This is a genomic window from Amycolatopsis sp. NBC_00348 (genome assembly GCF_036114655.1).
In the GTDB taxonomy this organism is placed as follows: Bacteria; Actinomycetota; Actinomycetes; order Mycobacteriales; family Pseudonocardiaceae; genus Amycolatopsis.
This window is the reverse complement of sequence record NZ_CP107994.1, coordinates 488,119-503,452: the sequence shown is the minus strand read 5'-3', so window position 1 is coordinate 503,452 and position 15,334 is coordinate 488,119. Positions and strand designations below refer to the sequence as shown.

At 72.1% G+C, this 15,334-nt stretch carries 19 protein-coding genes; 14 read left to right on the top strand and 5 right to left on the bottom strand.

Annotation, left to right across the window (positions count from 1 at the left end; translation table 11 throughout):
- The first annotated feature begins 38 nt into the window (after positions 1–38).
- Together OHS58_RS02400 and OHS58_RS02395 are read left to right on the top strand one after the other, a co-directional pair.
- Entirely contained in the window at positions 39–1,274 is a 1,236-nt protein-coding gene (locus OHS58_RS02400) for a sensor histidine kinase (RefSeq protein WP_328646993.1), read from the top strand.
- Complete coding sequence (locus OHS58_RS02395) at positions 1,249–1,899, top strand: response regulator (protein WP_247054746.1); 651 nt, start codon at positions 1,249–1,251, stop codon at positions 1,897–1,899. The genes OHS58_RS02400 and OHS58_RS02395 overlap by 26 nt, the downstream gene beginning before the upstream one ends.
- 87 nt (positions 1,900–1,986) lie before the next feature.
- On the opposite strand, the gene OHS58_RS02390 is transcribed toward OHS58_RS02395, so the two are convergent.
- From OHS58_RS02390 to OHS58_RS02375, 4 genes are all read right to left on the bottom strand, one after another.
- On the bottom strand, positions 1,987–2,715 hold the full coding sequence (locus OHS58_RS02390; RefSeq protein WP_328646992.1) for a M50 family metallopeptidase: 729 nt from the start codon (positions 2,713–2,715) through the stop codon (positions 1,987–1,989).
- A gap of 100 nt (positions 2,716–2,815) precedes the next feature.
- Complete coding sequence (locus OHS58_RS02385) at positions 2,816–3,187, bottom strand: winged helix-turn-helix transcriptional regulator (protein WP_326943088.1); 372 nt, start codon at positions 3,185–3,187, stop codon at positions 2,816–2,818.
- Between the two features lie 40 nt (positions 3,188–3,227).
- A complete protein-coding gene (locus tag OHS58_RS02380; protein WP_326951604.1) occupies positions 3,228–3,803 on the bottom strand; it encodes a TetR/AcrR family transcriptional regulator in 576 nt (191 codons plus the stop codon).
- Between the two features lie 66 nt (positions 3,804–3,869).
- On the bottom strand, positions 3,870–4,310 hold the full coding sequence (locus OHS58_RS02375) for an SRPBCC family protein (RefSeq protein ID WP_328646991.1): 441 nt from the start codon (positions 4,308–4,310) through the stop codon (positions 3,870–3,872).
- A 23-nt stretch (positions 4,311–4,333) separates the two neighbouring features.
- Here OHS58_RS02375 and OHS58_RS02370 point away from each other — a divergent pair, with 23 nt between their 5' ends.
- From OHS58_RS02370 to OHS58_RS02345, 6 genes are read left to right on the top strand one after another with little or no spacing between them, the layout of a single operon-like run.
- Entirely contained in the window at positions 4,334–4,864 is a 531-nt protein-coding gene (locus tag OHS58_RS02370; RefSeq protein WP_326943090.1) for a TetR/AcrR family transcriptional regulator, read from the top strand.
- Positions 4,865–4,874: 10 nt separating this feature from the next.
- Positions 4,875–6,662 (top strand): CocE/NonD family hydrolase, encoded by a 1,788-nt coding sequence (locus OHS58_RS02365; protein WP_328646990.1) that lies wholly within the window; start codon positions 4,875–4,877, stop codon positions 6,660–6,662.
- Positions 6,663–6,672: 10 nt separating this feature from the next.
- On the top strand, positions 6,673–7,095 hold the full coding sequence (locus tag OHS58_RS02360; RefSeq protein ID WP_326943092.1) for a hypothetical protein: 423 nt from the start codon (positions 6,673–6,675) through the stop codon (positions 7,093–7,095).
- On the top strand, positions 7,092–7,280 hold the full coding sequence (locus tag OHS58_RS02355; protein ID WP_326943093.1) for a hypothetical protein: 189 nt from the start codon (positions 7,092–7,094) through the stop codon (positions 7,278–7,280). The genes OHS58_RS02360 and OHS58_RS02355 overlap by 4 nt, the downstream gene beginning before the upstream one ends.
- A 45-nt stretch (positions 7,281–7,325) precedes the next feature.
- Positions 7,326–8,012, top strand: a complete 687-nt coding sequence (locus OHS58_RS02350) for a response regulator transcription factor (RefSeq protein ID WP_326943094.1) — start codon at positions 7,326–7,328, stop codon at positions 8,010–8,012.
- Positions 8,009–9,373: a sensor histidine kinase gene (locus OHS58_RS02345; RefSeq protein ID WP_328646989.1), complete on the top strand. Its 1,365-nt coding sequence runs from the start codon at positions 8,009–8,011 to the stop codon at positions 9,371–9,373. The genes OHS58_RS02350 and OHS58_RS02345 overlap by 4 nt, the downstream gene beginning before the upstream one ends.
- 92 nt (positions 9,374–9,465) lie before the next feature.
- Here the strand turns inward: OHS58_RS02345 and OHS58_RS02340 are convergent, their stop codons facing one another.
- The gene (locus tag OHS58_RS02340) at positions 9,466–9,870 is read right to left on the bottom strand and encodes an ester cyclase (RefSeq protein WP_328646988.1); all 405 of its coding nucleotides are present in this window, start codon (positions 9,868–9,870) and stop codon (positions 9,466–9,468) included.
- Between the two features lie 81 nt (positions 9,871–9,951).
- Here OHS58_RS02340 and OHS58_RS02335 point away from each other — a divergent pair, with 81 nt between their 5' ends.
- The 6 genes from OHS58_RS02335 (at position 9,952) to OHS58_RS02310 (ending at position 15,333) form a co-directional block, all read left to right on the top strand.
- Positions 9,952–10,488, top strand: coding sequence for a TetR/AcrR family transcriptional regulator (locus tag OHS58_RS02335; protein ID WP_328646987.1), 537 nt, complete (start codon positions 9,952–9,954; stop codon positions 10,486–10,488).
- A gap of 253 nt (positions 10,489–10,741) precedes the next feature.
- A complete protein-coding gene (locus OHS58_RS02330; RefSeq protein ID WP_328646986.1) occupies positions 10,742–11,647 on the top strand; it encodes a LysR family transcriptional regulator in 906 nt (301 codons plus the stop codon).
- Positions 11,648–11,766: 119 nt separating this feature from the next.
- Complete coding sequence (locus OHS58_RS02325; protein ID WP_328646985.1) at positions 11,767–12,921, top strand: CaiB/BaiF CoA transferase family protein; 1,155 nt, start codon at positions 11,767–11,769, stop codon at positions 12,919–12,921.
- Between the two features lie 15 nt (positions 12,922–12,936).
- Positions 12,937–13,680, top strand: a complete 744-nt coding sequence (locus OHS58_RS02320; RefSeq protein WP_328646984.1) for a crotonase/enoyl-CoA hydratase family protein — start codon at positions 12,937–12,939, stop codon at positions 13,678–13,680.
- Between the two features lies 1 nt (position 13,681).
- The gene (locus tag OHS58_RS02315; protein WP_328646983.1) at positions 13,682–14,428 is read left to right on the top strand and encodes an acetoacetate decarboxylase; all 747 of its coding nucleotides are present in this window, start codon (positions 13,682–13,684) and stop codon (positions 14,426–14,428) included.
- Positions 14,425–15,333 carry a 3-hydroxyacyl-CoA dehydrogenase NAD-binding domain-containing protein gene (locus OHS58_RS02310; protein WP_328646982.1) on the top strand — a complete coding sequence of 303 codons (909 nt, stop codon included), beginning with the start codon at positions 14,425–14,427 and terminating at the stop codon, positions 15,331–15,333. The genes OHS58_RS02315 and OHS58_RS02310 overlap by 4 nt, the downstream gene beginning before the upstream one ends.
- Position 15,334 lies beyond the last annotated feature (1 nt).

Here is a 15,334-nt window from a genome sequence, read left to right as displayed (position 1 = left end):
CCGGCGCAGCGGCCTCCGCGAGCGGTTACCGTGGCCGCGTGACCAGCACCAGGCGGCCGTGGTGGCCGAGCCGCGCCGACGTCTTCTGGCTGTTCGTGGCGGCGTTCGCGTTCGCGGGCCTGAACGTCCTGCTCTACGCGCTGGGCGAGGTCACGACCGGGCCGCTCGGCCCGACCGCCGGGCTGGCGCTGCAGCTGGTCTGCGACTTCTCCCTGGTGCTGGTGTTCCGGTTCCCGCGGCAGGTCGCCTGGTTCGTCGTCGCGGCGGCGGGCCTGATGCTGGCGTCCGACCTGTTCACCCCCGGCCTGCTCGTGCCGGTGCGCCAGCTCGCCCTGACGACGGTGCCGACCATCAGCCCGGTCCTGCTGTCGCAGCTGCCGCGGCTGCTGGACCGGCGGACCGTCCTCTGGCTGGCCGGGATCCTCACGCTGATCGCCGCGCGGCCGTGGGTGCCGAGCTGGAGCACCACGCCGTTCGCCCTGCTCAGCACCACGCTGCCGGCGATGCTCGGGCTCTACGGCGAGGCGCGGCGCCAGCTGCTGCGGTCGCTGCGGGACCGCGCGGAACGCGCCGAGCGCGAGCAGCACCTGCTCGCCGAGCAGGCCCGTGCGGAGGAACGGCGGCGGCTGGCGGGCGAGATGCACGACGTCGTCACGCACCGGCTCAGCCTGATGGTGCTGCACGCGGGGGCGCTCGGCGTGACGTCGCACGAGGAGCCGGTGCGGGCGGCGGCCGAGGACATCCGCCGCGAAGGCGTCTTCGCGCTGGACGAGCTGCGCGACCTCGTCGGCGTGCTGCGCAACGGCTCCGAGCTGAGCCCGCGGACGCTCGGCCAAGAGCAGCCCGGCGATCCGGCCCGGCTGGTCGAGGAGTCCCGCTCGGTCGGCATCGAGACGGCGTTCGCGGTGGACGGCGACCCGGCGCAGGTGTCGCCGACCGTCGCGCGGACCGCGTACCGGCTGGTGCAGGAGGCGCTGACGAACGTCCGCAAGCACGCGCCGGGCGCGTCGGTGACGGTGTCGCTGCGCTACCACCCGGGCGGCCTCGACGTCTCGGTCGCCAGCACCGCGGCCGGGCAGCGGCTCGATCCGGCCCTGGCGGCCAGCGGTTCCGGGGCCGGGCTGGCCGGGCTGCGGCAGCGCGTCGAACTCGTCGGCGGGCGGTTCGACGCGGGCCCGGTGCGCGGCGGCGGGTTCCGGGTCGGTGCGATACTGCCCGCTTACGTCCCGACGGCGGAAGGCACGCAGAGTGATCCCGGTGCTCGTGGTCGATGACGAGCCGATGGTGTGCGCGCACCTGCGCACGATCCTCGGTTCGGCCGACGACATCGACGTCGTGGCCCAGGCCGCCGACGGCGCCGAAGCCGTCGAGGCCGTGGTCCGGCACCGGCCGCGGGTCGTGCTGATGGACCTGCGCATGCCGGGCGTCGACGGCCTGACGGCGATCGCCCGGATCGCAGCGCTCCCGGATCCGCCGGCGGTGGTCGCGCTGACGACGTTCGACGCGGACACGTACGTGATCCGCGCGCTGCGCGCGGGCGCGGCGGGCTTCCTGGTGAAGTCGACGCCGCCGGAAGACCTGATCGGCCTGGTCCGCGTCGCGGCGGACGGCCACACGGTGCTCTCGCCGTCGGCGGCCCGCCGCCTGGTGGCACTGTCGTCGGACAGCCGCGAACGCGGTGACGACGCCCGCCGCCGGACGTCCGGCCTCACGGACCGGGAGCGGGATGTCCTGGCGTGCTTGGGCGAAGGACTGTCCAATGCGGACATCGCGACCCGGCTGCACCTCGCCGAGGCGACGGTGAAGAGCTACGTGTCACGGATGCTCGTGAAGCTGGACTGCACGAACCGGACCCAGGCGGGCCTGCTGGCCCACGAAGCGGGTCTGGTCGCCCGCTGAAGCGCCACTTTCGCCAGGAAAGTGACGCGACCTCACACGAAACTCACGCCACTTTCGCCGTGAAAGATGCGCGGCCTCACGCCGATTTCACACCGGCCACAGCAACGGGACCGCGCGCCACACCGCCCAGGTGATGAGGGCGAACCACGCGGCGATCCACACGAAACCGGGGATCCCCGTGCTCCGGGCCAGCATGGCGGCGTCGTCCTCTTGACCGCCGAAGCCGTCCTGGAACCGGTTGGAGACGATCGCGCGCAGCCCGCCGATCTCACTGGTCAGCAACAGCCACGCTTCGGCGTACGCGACGCCGTTCTTCAGCCAGGGCGGCGCCCAGCGCAACGCGCCGAACACGATCGCCCCGACCGCGACGACCACCACGAAGGTGAGCACGTCCCGGGTGAACAGCAGGAGGAACACCATCGCGGCCAGGGTCAGGGTGAGCACGGCGGGGACGAGCCCGCGGTGCAGCAGGGCCGCCGCGCCCAGCCCGGCCAGCGGCGGCATCGCGTAGCCGGCGGCGATGGTCAGGATCGCGGCGAGCGCCGACGGCTCCCGGCTCCAGGTACCGCCGGATTCCGGGCTGTCGATGGCGACACGGAGGACGCCGCCGCCGGTCAGGATGCTCACCAGCGCGTGGCCGCCTTCGTGGAAGAGCGTGCCGAGGAAGTTGGCCCGGTAGAAGACACTCCGCCGGCCGTCGGCGGGCACCGCGAACGCCGTCACCACGACCGCGGCGGCCACCAGCGCGGTGATCCCGACGAGTTCCGGCCCCGGCGGCGGCAGGGTTTCGTTGAGCACGGCAAAAGCGGACGCCATGGATTCCCTCCCCGGAGCCGTGGAGCCGTCCTCCACAGTGTCACCGGGGCCGCGGGCCAGGCGGTATCCCCGCCGGGAATTGTCCTTGAGCTGTCCAGCGTCACGCGGACGCGGGTGTGTGCTCCGCGTCGTAGGCGTCGCGGGCGTCCTGGACCGACGTCATGTGCCGGCGGGCCCACCGGTCCAGCATCTCCAGCGGCTCGGAAAGGTTGCGCCCCAGCGACGTCAGCTCGTACTCGACCTTCGGCGGGATGACCGCGTACGCCGTGCGGGTGAGGATGCCGTCGCGGACCAGGCTGCGCAGGGTCTGCGTCAGGACCTTCTGGGAGATGCCGTCCACGCGGCGGGCGATCTCGGTGAACCGCAGCGGGCCGTCGGTGAGCGCGCCGACGATGAGGACCGTCCACTGGTCGCCGATGCGGTCGAGCAGCTGGCGGGTCGGGCAGTCGCGGTCGTACGGGTCCGGGTGCACAGCGCGTCTCCTCACTTTCCCAAAGAGAGTAACACGCGATTCAGGCGGTGGGAGCCATCAACGTGGCGAAGAGGATCCGCAGGTGGCGGCGCCCGCGTTCCCAGCGCGCGTCCAGCTCGCCCTGGTCGCGGGTGGCCCAGCTGGCGATGAGGATGCCGCGCACGACGTCCATCGCGGTGTACACCGCGTGCAGGAACTCGTGGTGCCCCGCGTGCTCCGGCAGCAGGGCCTTGCCGAACTCGACCAGGCTGGACGTCGCGATCGGCTCGACCACGGCCATCTGGCGGCGCAGCTCGGCGTCGGTCCGCGACGCGACCCACAGCTCCACCGTCGCCGAGAACACCGGCCCCTGGTGCATCTCCCACATCAGCTGCAGCGCGTCGCCGACCGGGTCGGTGGACGCGCGCAGCCGGTCCAGTTCGGCCATCGCGACCTCGGTGCGTTTCGCCGCCAGGTGCCGGATCGCCGAGGTGACCAGGTCGGCCTTCGTCGGGAAGTGGTGCACCTGCGCGCCGCGCGTGACGCCGGCGCGGTCGGCGACGCGGGTGGTCGTCGTGCCCGCGTAGCCGTACTCGACCAGGCAGTCGATCGTCGCGTCGAGCAGCCGGACGCGCATCGCCGCGCTGCGCTCCTCCTGGGTGCGGCCGGTCGATCCCCGTCGTGGCGCTGACATATGCCCACTTTATGGGGCGACGCGTGCCTCGGTCGCGGCGACCAGCCCGGCGACCACCCGCTTGATGAACACGCCCAGGATCCGCCGGTAGAACCAGCCGGTGCCGGGGATCTTCGCGGTGAACGTCGAATGCCAGTGGATCTCGGTGCCGCCGTCGGCCGGCGACAGGTCGACGTAGGCGACGTAGTCCCGCAGCGGCAGGCCGTGCTCCAGCGCGTAACCGAACCGGCGGCCGGGCTCCAGCGCGACGATCCGCTCGTACGAGCGGGTGCGGCCGGTGCGGAACAGCCGGACCGCGCCGAGCCCTTCCGGCTCCCCTTCCCCCTCGCTGACCAGCTCGAACGACTCCAGCGGCGACCACGTCGGCCAGCTCGCGCCGTCGCGGAGGAGGGCGTAGACGGTGCCGGCCGACGCGGACGTCCGGCCACGGACGGAAATGCTCTGTACCATTTGGTACGTGTACCATCTGGTACATGATCGACACAAGCCCGCGCGCCAAGCTGCTGGACGCGGCGATCGACCACATCGCCCACCACGGCGGCGCGAGCAAGAGCCTGCGCGCCCTCGCCGCCGGCCTCGGCACCAGCCACCGCATGCTCATCTACCACTTCGGCTCGAAGGAAGGCCTGCTCACGGCCGTCGCGCGCGAGGTCGAGGCCCGGCAGCGCACGGCCCTGGCCGACGTCGGCGAGGGCCGCGAGTTCTGGCGGCGGCTGACCGACGAGGACCTGCGCGCCAACGAGAAGCTCTTCTTCCAGCTCTACGGCCAGGCCCTCGGCGGCACCCCGGGCACGACCGAGTTCCTGGACGGCGTCGTCGACGACTGGCTCGGCCCGATCGAGGCCCTGCTCGCGCACTACGGCGTCCCCGAGGCCGACCGGCCGGCGCACGCCCGGCTCGGCCTCGCCGTCACCCGCGGCCTGCTGCTGGACCTCGTCACGACCGGCGACCGCGAGGCCGTCGACGCCGCGATGGAGCTTTTCCTGGCGGCGTACCAGAAGTGATACTGGCGCCATGCGGCTGACACTGGGGTTCCTGCTCGCGCTGGTCACGACGGCGGTCCTCGCGCCCGCGGCGGCGGCCGAAACCGGCCCGGTCCGCGCGACGGCGTGGGTCGAAACCGGCGCCGACCTCGACCACGACGGCAGGCCCGACCGCGTCGCCGCCGACGTCGTCCGGCCCGCCGGGCGCGAGCGCGTCCCGGTGATCCTCGACGTCAGCCCGTACTTCGCGTGCTGCGGCCGCGGCAACGAGTCCCAGAAGAAAACGTTTGCGCCGGACGGCACCCCCGAGCAGTTCCCGCTGTTCCTCGACAACTACTTCGTGCCGCGCGGGTACGCGGTGGTGCTGGCCGACGTCGGCGGCACGAACCGCTCGTCCGGCTGCTTCGACGACGTCGCCGACGGCAACGCCGTCGTGAACTGGCTCAACGGCCGGGCGAAGGCCTTCGACGCGCCCGACGGCGGCCGCCCGGTGACGGCGGACTGGGCCACCGGGGACGTCGGCGCGATCGGCAAGTCCCAGGACGGTGCCACCGCGATCGGCATGGCCGCGTCCGGGATCCCCGGGCTGAAGACGATCGTGCCGATCGAAGGCGTCGCCGACAACTACGCCCAGCTCGTCGCGAACGGCGCGCCCTTGGCGACGCCGGACAACACCGGGTCGGCCTTCACCTACAACGACCGCGCGGCGCGGTTGTGTCAGCCGTTCGAGGCGGACGTCAAGGCGCGCATGGGCACGGACGGTGACTACAACGCCTATTGGCAGAGCGTGAACTACGTCCCGCAGGCCGGGCGGGTGCGCGCGAGCGTGCTGATCGCGCAGGGGTTCGGGGACAGCGTCGTCGGCCCGGACCAGTTCGCCGCCTACTGGGCCGCGCTCGGCCGGGCGGGAGTGCCGCGCCAGGCGTGGCTGAGCCAGGCCGGCCACGTCGACCCGTTCGACCTGCAGCGGGCGCGGTGGGTGGACACGCTGGGCCGCTGGTTCGACCGCTGGCTGCGGGGCGTCCGCAACGGCGTCGAGCACGAGCCCGCCGTGCACCTGGAAACCACGCCGGACCGGTGGACGGACGTCCGGGCCTGGCCGCCCGCGACCGCCGCCACGACGTTCCGGCCGGCGGCCGACGGCACGCTCGGCCGGCGTGGTTCCGGCACGGCCACAGTCGTCGACGATCCGGCGGTCGGCCGCGAGCAGTGGGCGGCCGGGACGTCGGCCGCGCGGTTCACCGGCGCTCCCCTGACGGCGCCGGTACGGCTGGCCGGGACGCCGTCGGTGACGATCACCGCGTCGTCGGACAAGCCCGCCGCGCGGCTCGGCGTCGCGCTCGTCGACTACGGCCCCGCGGACGTGCGGAACACCGCGAACTACGGCAGCGGGATCAAGACCCTGACCACCCGGTCGTGCTGGGGCGTGAGCCGGCCCGGTGACAGCGCGTGCTTCCTGGACACCGCCACCGACCTCGTTCACGTCGACCACCAGATCGTCGCCACCGGCTGGGCCGACCTCGGGCACCACGCGTCGCTGCGCCACGGCGAGCCGCTCGTGCCGGGGCGGGCGTACCCGATGACGTTCACGCTGAGCGGCCTCGATCACGTCGTCCCGGCCGGGCACCGGCTCGGGCTGCTGCTCGGCGGCACCGACGGGCAGCTGTTCGACCCGGCGCTGCCGGTGCTGGGCGACACCCTGACGTTCGACCTCGCGCGGACGTCGATCACCGTGGGCCTTACACAGCCCGAACATGAGGCGCACGCCGCCCGAACACCGGCCCGCCAGAGTTCTCCTCGTACCCGGAAACCTTCCTGAGGGAGACACCATGCGCGGACCCATCTGGACGCGGCGGCTGGCACTGGCGGGCGCCGGGAGCGCGGCCTGCCTGCTGGCGCTGGCGCCGCTGGCCTCGGCCCAGACGACGTCCCCGGCGCCGGTCGCGCCGATCACGCTCAGCCCCGAGGAGTCGCAGCAGGTCTGCGGCGACTGGGTGCCGAAGCTGCAGAAGCGGGCCGACAACCTGGAGAAGCGGATCAACGGCGGCGCCGAGGTCGCCGGCTCGGTCGCCAACCTCAAGGCCCGCGCCCAAGACCAGCGCACGGCGGGGCACAACGATCGCGCCACCAAGCTCGACGAGCGCGCCACCAAGCGGCAGGGCAAGGTCGGCGAGCTGAACACGGCGAAGCAGAAGCTCGACGCCTTCGCGTCCGCCCACTGCAAGCCCGCGGCCCCGGCGCCGACCAAGTGAGGGCGGCGAGGATCGCGGCCGCGGTCGGGGCGGCCGCGCTCATCACGCTCGGCTGCTCGGCCTGCCGCGACAACCTGATGGGCTCGCCCGGCTCCGGGACTTCCCCGGCGTCGTCCGAGCTGAGCGGCATCGAGTCGACGCTCAACGGCGTCGAGTCCGACATGAACGACGACGGCTCCCCCTGACCGGCTAGCGTCTCCCCGGGGGCGACGGCGGAGACGGGAGCAGCAATGGGGTCACCGGGGCGCGGCCTCGTCCTCGTGGTCGAGGACGAGGCCGCGATCGCCGAGCTGGCGGCGCTCTACCTCAAGCGGGACGGCTTCGGCGTGCACGTCGAGGCGGACGGCGGCCGCGCGCTCGACGCCGTCCGGCGGCTCAAGCCGGTGGCGATCGTGCTCGACATCGGACTGTCCGGAATGGACGGTATCGAGATCTGCAAGACGCTGCGCGCGGCCGGCGACTGGACGCCGGTGCTGTTCGTCACCGCCCGCGACGACGAGCTGGATCGCTTGCTGGGCCTGGAGATCGGCGCCGACGACTACCTGACCAAGCCGTTCAGCCCGCGTGAGCTGGCCGCCCGGGTCCGGACCGTGCTGCGACGCGCGTCCGGCGCGGCGCCGGCCCCCTCGGCGTTCACCGTCGGCGCGGCGCGCGTCGACCTCACGAGCCGCCGCGCCTGGGCCGGCGAGACGGAGATTTCCCTGACGTCCACGGAGTTCGACCTGCTCACGCACCTGCTCCGGCACCCGGGGCAGGTGCTTTCGCGCGACCAGCTGCTCAGCGCCGTCTGGGGCTACGCCGCCGCGGCGGGCACGCGCACGGTCGACGTCCACGTCGCGCAGCTGCGGGCGAAACTCGGCGCGGCCAGTCCGATCAGGACGGTCCGCGGCATCGGCTACGCGGCGGACCCGGCGTGAGGTACCGCGGGACGCTCGCCGGGCGGATCACGCTCGTCTGCCTCGCCGTCGCCGGGATCGCGGTGATCGTGGCCGGGTTCGTGGCGGCACGGCTGATCCGGACCACGGCGGACAACGTGCTGCAGTCGTCGCTGTCCGCGCAGGCCGACGTCGTCGCGTCGCAGCTCGACGAAAGCGGCATCGGCAACCGGCTCGGCGTCGGCAAGGTCGCCGACGTCGTCCGCGGCCAGGGCATCTCGGTCGTGGTGCGGCGCGCGGGCGGCCAGGCCGTCGGGGACGCCGTGTCGGTGCAGGCGGCGGCGAAGGCGGGACTCGGCGCCGCGCACTCGGAGCGGGTGCTGGTCGCGGGCGCGCAGTACCTGGTGGAGACGCGGGCGGTCGGGACGCGCGGGGCGGCGTTCGCGCTGGTCCTGCCGGCGCGCAACGCGGAGACGACGCAGCGCGCGCTGGTCCGGAACATCGCGTTCGCGCTGGGGATCGGGCTGCTGGTGGCGGCCGCGGCCGGGTTCGTGTCCGGCCGGCTGCTGGGCCGTCCGCTGCGCCGGGCGGCCGCGGCCGCGGGGTCGTTGCGGGCCGGCCGGCGGGACGTCCGGGTGCCGGTCGAGGGACCGCGGGAGGTCGCGGAGGTGGCGGGTTCGCTGAACTCGCTGGCCGACGCGCTCGCCCACAGCGAGGCGCGGCAGCGGGACTTCCTGCTGTCGGTGTCGCACGAGCTGCGGACGCCGTTGACGGCGGTGACGGGCTTCGCCGAGGCGATCGCGGACGGCGTCGCGTCGGGCGACGACGCCCAGCGCGCCGGGCAGACGATCCAGCGCGAGGCCGCGCGGCTGGAACGCCTGGTCACGGACCTGCTGGAGCTGGCCCGGCTGGGCGCCGACGAGTTCAGGTTGGACGTCACGACCCTGGACCTGGGCGCGCTGCTGCGCGACTGCGCCGAGGTCTGGCAGCTGCGGTGCGCCCGAGAAAACGTACAGCTGTCCATTACAGCGCCGTCTTCCCCGGTCCCGGTGCGGGCCGACGCCCGGCGCCTGCACCAGGTCGTCGACGGCCTGGCGGAGAACGCCCTCCGAGTCACCCCCTCAGGCGCCCCCATGGTCTTCTCGCTGTCTTTGTCCGGCCCCAACGCCCAGCTTTCCGTCCGCGACGGCGGCCCGGGCTTGGCCCCGGAGGACTACCCGGTCGCCTTCGAGCGCGGCGTGCTGAACGCCCGCTACCGCGACCGCCGCCCGGTCGGCTCGGGCATCGGCCTGGCCTTGGTCCACGCCCTGGTCACCCGCATGGGCGGAGACCTGACAGCCGGCCCGGCCCCCGAAGGCGGCGCCGCGTTCACCATCACCCTCCCCCTGGCCGGCCCCGTCTGACCCGACCCTCCAAGTACGCGAGATCCGCCTTCAATCACGTGAGTCGCGCGCTCGATCACGCGAGATCCGCGTCCAAGCACGCGAGATCCGCGTCAGGACGGCGGTGCCAGCTGGGCCGCGCGGTCGGTCACGTCCATCACGGCCCAGTGCTCGACGACCCGGCCGTCGCGGACGCGGATCATGTCCATGCTGGTCACGGCGTAACTGCGGCCGGTCGAGAGCTGCGTTCCCGTGCTCGTGTAGCGGTTGACCGAGAACTCGCCGTCGGCGACGTTGCGCTCGACCCGCACGCCCACGTCGCGGAAGTCGGCGAAGAACTCGCCGTCCAGCATGGCTTCCCACTTCGCGCGCCAGGCGTCGATGCCGTGGTGGTCACCGCCCGCGCCGCCGCGGTGGTCGACCACGTCCGGGTCGATGTAGCGCAGGCCTTCGGCGACGCTCTCGGCCGTGAACGGCGTCAGCGCGATCAGCCGGCGGTGGACTTCGGCGGCGTCCATGGACACTCCTTAAATGGGGACTTCCCCGGTTAGGGTTCGGCTACGCTAACCGGGGATATCCCCACTTGGCAAGGGAGCAGCATGACGGCACGGGCCCGCAGGTCGGACGCGCGGGACAACCAGGCGCTGCTGCTCGCCGCCGCGAAAGACGTCTTCGCCGAGGACGGGCCGGACACGCCGCTCGACCGCGTCGCCCGCCGCGCCGGCGTCGGCAACGCGACGATGTACCGGCACTTCCCCAACCGGCGCGAACTGGTCGTCGCGGTGTACGCCGACGAAGTCGCGGAGCTGCGAAGCCGCGCGGACCTCGACGCGGACGAGCCCGGCGAAGCGCTCTTCGCGTGGCTCGGGCTGTTCGTCGAGCACGTCCGGACGAAGCGCGCCCTCGCGCTGTCGCTCGCCGATCCCGTGGGCGAGCACGAGAGCCTGTTCGCCGGCTGGCACGCCGCGATGAACACGACCGCCGCCGCCCTGCTCGGCCGCGCCCGCGCCGCCGGCGCCGTCGCCCCCGACGTCACCGAGCTGGACCTCCTCCTGCTCGCGACCGGCATCGCCCTCTCCGGCGGCGACCCCGCCCGGCTGCTCGCCTTGGTCCGCCGCGGCGCATCGGCCGACTGAACGCGTACCGGGACGGCGAACTCGCGTACCTGGACAGTCGGTTCGCGTACCCAGACGGTCGGCTCGCGTGCCTGGAGGGTCGGCTCGCGTGATCCGACGCGTGACTCGCGTGATCCGACGCGGAACTCGCGTGATCGGGGGCGGAACTCGCGTGATTGGGCGCGTGACTCGTGTGATTGGAGGGGGATCTCGTGTGGTTGGGGGCGTGGCACGTGATGGGAGGGGTGGCGGCGTGGGTCGTTAGGGTCTGGGGATGGAGATGCTGCACCTGCGCTACTTCGTCGCGGTCGCCGAGGAGCTGAACTTCTCGGCCGCGGCTCGGAAGCTGCACATGGCCGCGTCCCCGTTGAGCCAGCGGATCAAGGACCTCGAACACGAACTGGGCCAGCAGCTGTTCGACCGCAGCACCCACCACGTCACGCTCACCGCCGCCGGGACCGCCCTGCTGCCGCTCGCGCGGGACGTCCTCGAGCAGGTCGGCGCGATCCCCTGGAAACTGAAGGAGGCGACGCGGCCGCAGCGCAGCACCGTCTTCCTCGGCATGCCCGCCGGGGTGCACCCGGACCTGCGGGACCGCGTCAACGCCCTCGCCGAGCTGGTCAAGGCGCGCTACGAGGTCAAGCGCTGGCCCGGCACCACCGCCGACCTCGTGCAGGGCGTGCACGACGGGAAGCTCGCGCTCACCCTCGCCCGGCTGCCGGTCACCGATCCGGCCCTGGAGCAGCTGCCGGTGATGTCGGAGCGGCTCGGCGCGGTCGTCCCGGCCGACATGTTCGCCGGGCGGGACTCGGTGACGCTGGCCGAGCTGGCCGAATTCCCGTACGTCGCCTCACCCGGGGACATCACGCCCGCGTACTTCGACCAGCTCGACCACCAGTTGAGTGAATTGGGCGTCAAGAACCGCATTCGCCTCACCAACACCGGTTACGGCGGAACGTCCGAAATCATTTCCAGCGGCGAGGCCTTTTCCATTTCCATGCTGGACGACCGGAGCCCGATGCACGGTTACCGCCTCGACAACGTCATCGTGCTGCCGTTCACCGACTTCCGGCCCCAGCTGGACACCGGCCTGCTCTGGCGCCGCGACCGCGCCGACGGCGACCTGCGGGAACTCGTCGAAGCCGCGACAGACGTCTTCAAGGAACCGATCGCCACCTAAACCACAATGGTATGATCGCCGCGGTCACACCATTGTGCGCATCATGATCATTCCCTTTCATCGCCATCGCGCCTAGCTTCGTAAGTAGAGCAACGAAGCAAGGCGCGAAAGGACGAATGATGACGGACATCACCCCGACCGCCGCCGGCCCGCTGGACGGCGTGCGCGTGATCGACCTCTCGACCGTGGTCATGGGCCCGTACGCGGCCCAGATCCTCGGTGACCTGGGCGCCGACGTGATCAAGATCGAGTCCCCCGCGGACACCGTGCGGGTGGGCCAGTACCGCACCACGCCGGGCATGACCCCGCTGAACCTGAACGTCAACCGCAACAAGCGCAGCGTGGCCCTCAACTTGAAGGACGACGCCGAGCGCGAGCAGGCCCTGAAGCTGATCGACACGGCCGACATCCTGATCACCAACATGCGCCCCGGCGCGCTGGCCCGCCTGGGGCTGAACTACGCCGACGTCGCCGAACGCAACCCCCGCCTGGTCTACGCCCACGCGCAGGGCTTCCGCGGCGACTCCGCGCAGGCCGGCAACGCCGCCTACGACGAGACCGTGCAGGCCTCCTCCGGCCTGGTCGACGTCGCGAACCGCGCCCTGGGCAAGCCCGTCTACCTGCCGACGATCATCGGCGACAAGGTGTCGTCGCTGACCATCGCCTACAGCGTGCTCGCCGCGCTGGTCCACCGCGACAGGACCGGCCAGGGCCAGCAGATCGAGATCCCGATGACGGACACGCTGCTCGCGTTCAACCTGGTCGAGCACCTCGCCGGGCACACCTACGAGCCGGCCGAGGGCCCCACCGGCTTCGCGCTGTCGATGACGAAGGGCCACGCCGCGGTCCCCACCAAGGACGGCCTCGCCTGCGTGATCCCCTACAACCCCAAGAACTTCCGCGACTTCTTCGCCGCGGCGGGCCGGCCGGAGCTGGCCGCGGACCCGCGCGTCAACGGCGAGGCCATCGACCGCGCCGACAACGAGTGGCTGACCCGGCAGATCGCCGCGTGCGCCCCGGCGCTGACCACCGAGGAGTGGGCCGAGGTCTGCGCGAAGCACAGCATCCCGATGGCGCCGGTGCTGGAGCTGGACCGGGCGCACGAGGACCCGTACGTCCGCGACGGCCACCTGCTCGACGCCGTCGAGCACCCGAGCGAGGGCACCATCCGCACGGTCGGCATCCCGGTGAAGTTCTCCGCGACGCCCGGCTCGATCCGCCGCCTGGCCCCGCTGGCCGGCCAGGACACCGCCGACGTCCTCGCGGAACTCTGAGAAAGAAGCAGGACCATGACCGAAGTACGCACCGAGCGGATCGGCAGCACCCTGCTGATCACCATCGACCGGCCGCAGGCCCGCAACGCGGTCAACGCCGCCGTCGCCGCCGGGCTGGCCGCCGCGCTGGACGAGCTGGAAGCCGACCCGGCGCTGCGGGCGGGTGTCCTCACCGGCGCCGAGAACACCTTCAGCGCCGGCATGGACCTCAAGGCCGCGTTGAAGGGCGAGTCGCCGGAGATCCCGGGACGCGGGTTCGGCGGCCTCACCGAGGCCGAGCTGACCAAGCCGCTGATCGCCGCCGTCGAAGGGTTCGCCATGGGCGGCGGGTTCGAACTGGCCCTGGGCTGCGACCTGATCGTCGCCAGTGAGGACAGCCGCCTCGGCCTGCCCGAGGTCAAGCGCGGGCTGATCGCCGCCGGCGGTGGCGTGATCCGGCTGCCGAAGCGGATCCCGCACCACCTGGCGATGGAGTTCCTGCTCACCGGCGAGCCCGTCACCGGCCGCCGCGCGGGCGAGCTGGGCCTGGTCAACCGTGTGACGCCGAGCGGGGACGCCGCCGCCGTCGCGCTGCAGCTGGCCGAGAAGCTGGCGGAGAACGCGCCGCTGGCGCTCGCCGCCGTCAAGAAGATCATGCGAGCCGCGGATCCCGCGGCCGTGCAGGGCGAAGAAATCAAGAAACTGATGCAGTCCGCCGACGTCCGCGAGGGCATGACCGCCTTCGCCGAGCGCCGCGCTCCGAAGTGGACCGGTGAGTGACATGAAGATCGACGAAGTCCGCAAGCACGTGACGACTCCCCTGACCGCCCCGGCGTTCGCGCCCGTGGTCCCGAGGTTCACCAATCGCGAGTACCTGAACATCGTCTACCGGACCGACGCCGACGCCCTGCGCGCCGTCGTGCCCGAGCCGCTTCAGGTCGAAGAACCGTTGGTGCGCTTCGAGGTCATGAAGATGGGCGACGTCTCCGGTTACGGCCCGTACACCGAGTCCGGCCAGGCGATCGAGGTCAGCTTCGACGGCGAGCGCGGCGAGTACCTGCACGCGATGTACCTCGACAACTTCCCGGCGACGGCGTCCGGGCGCGAGGTGAGCGCGTACCCGAAGACCGTCGGCAGCCCGAGTCTGTATGTCGACAACGGCGTTCTCGTGGGCACGTTGGACTACGGGACGCTCCGGGTGGCGACCGCGACCATGGGCTACAAGCACCACGAGCTGGACGTCCGCGAAGCGGAGAAGCAGATCACCGTCCCGACGTTCATGCTCAAGACCGTCCCGGACTACGACGGCACGCCGCGCGTGCAGGAGCTGGTCCGCACCGAGATCACCGACGTCGTGGTCAAGCAGGCCTACACCGGTCCCGCGCGGCTGCAGCTGTTCCAGCACGTCCTGGCCCCGCTGGCCGACCTGCCCGTGCTGGAGGTCGTGTCCGCCAGCCACATCCTCACCGACCTGACGCTCGCTCCGGTCAAGCCGGTCTTCGACTACCTCAAGGGAGCCCAATCATGAAGAACGCGGCAATCATCGGCGCCGGCACCATCGGCCTGTCCTGGACGGCGCTGTTCGCCCACCACGGCCTGACCGTCCGCGTCAGCGACCCGCGCCCCGACCTCGCCGACGCCATCACCGACGCACTCGAGACGTTCGCACCGCACCTCGGCACGACCGCCGGCGAACTGGCGAGCCGGGTGCACATCGCCGCCGACGTCGCCGAAGCCGTGAAGGACGCGGATGTCGTGCAGGAGAACGGACCCGAGAACGTCGAGTTCAAAAAGGACCTGTTCGCGACGCTCGTGAAGGAGGCCCCGCAGCACGCGTTGCTGCTGAGCTCGTCGAGCGCCATCCCCTCGACGGCGTTCACCGGTGACCTGGGAGACGCGTCCAGGGTCCTCATCGGACACCCGTTCAACCCGCCGCACCTGCTCCCGCTGGTCGAGGTCGTCCCCGGCGAGCGCACCAGCGACGAATCCGTGCAGCAGGCCGTCGATTTCTACACCTTCCTCGGCCGGACGCCGGTCGTCGAACACCAGGAAGTGCCCGGCTTCGTCGGCAACCGGCTGCAGAACGCGCTGAGCCGCGAGGCGATCTACCTCGTCGAGCAGGGCGTCGTGACGCCGGAGGACCTCGACAAGGTGATCACGAATTCGCTCGGCATCCGCTGGGCCACGGTCGGGCCGTTCCTCGGCTCGCACCTGGGCGGCGGCCCCGGCGGTTACCGGCACATGTCCGAGCACATCGGCAAGTCGATGAAGCAGATGTGGGCCGGGCTGGGCAACCCCAGCCAGAGTCCCGAAGAGCAGGAACGGCTGATCGAAGCCGTCGAAAAGGCTTACGGCTCCTCCACGTACTCGGAGCTTTCCGAGACGCGCGACCGCAAGCAGCTCGCAGTGTTGAAAGCAGTGGAGGAGAACTGAC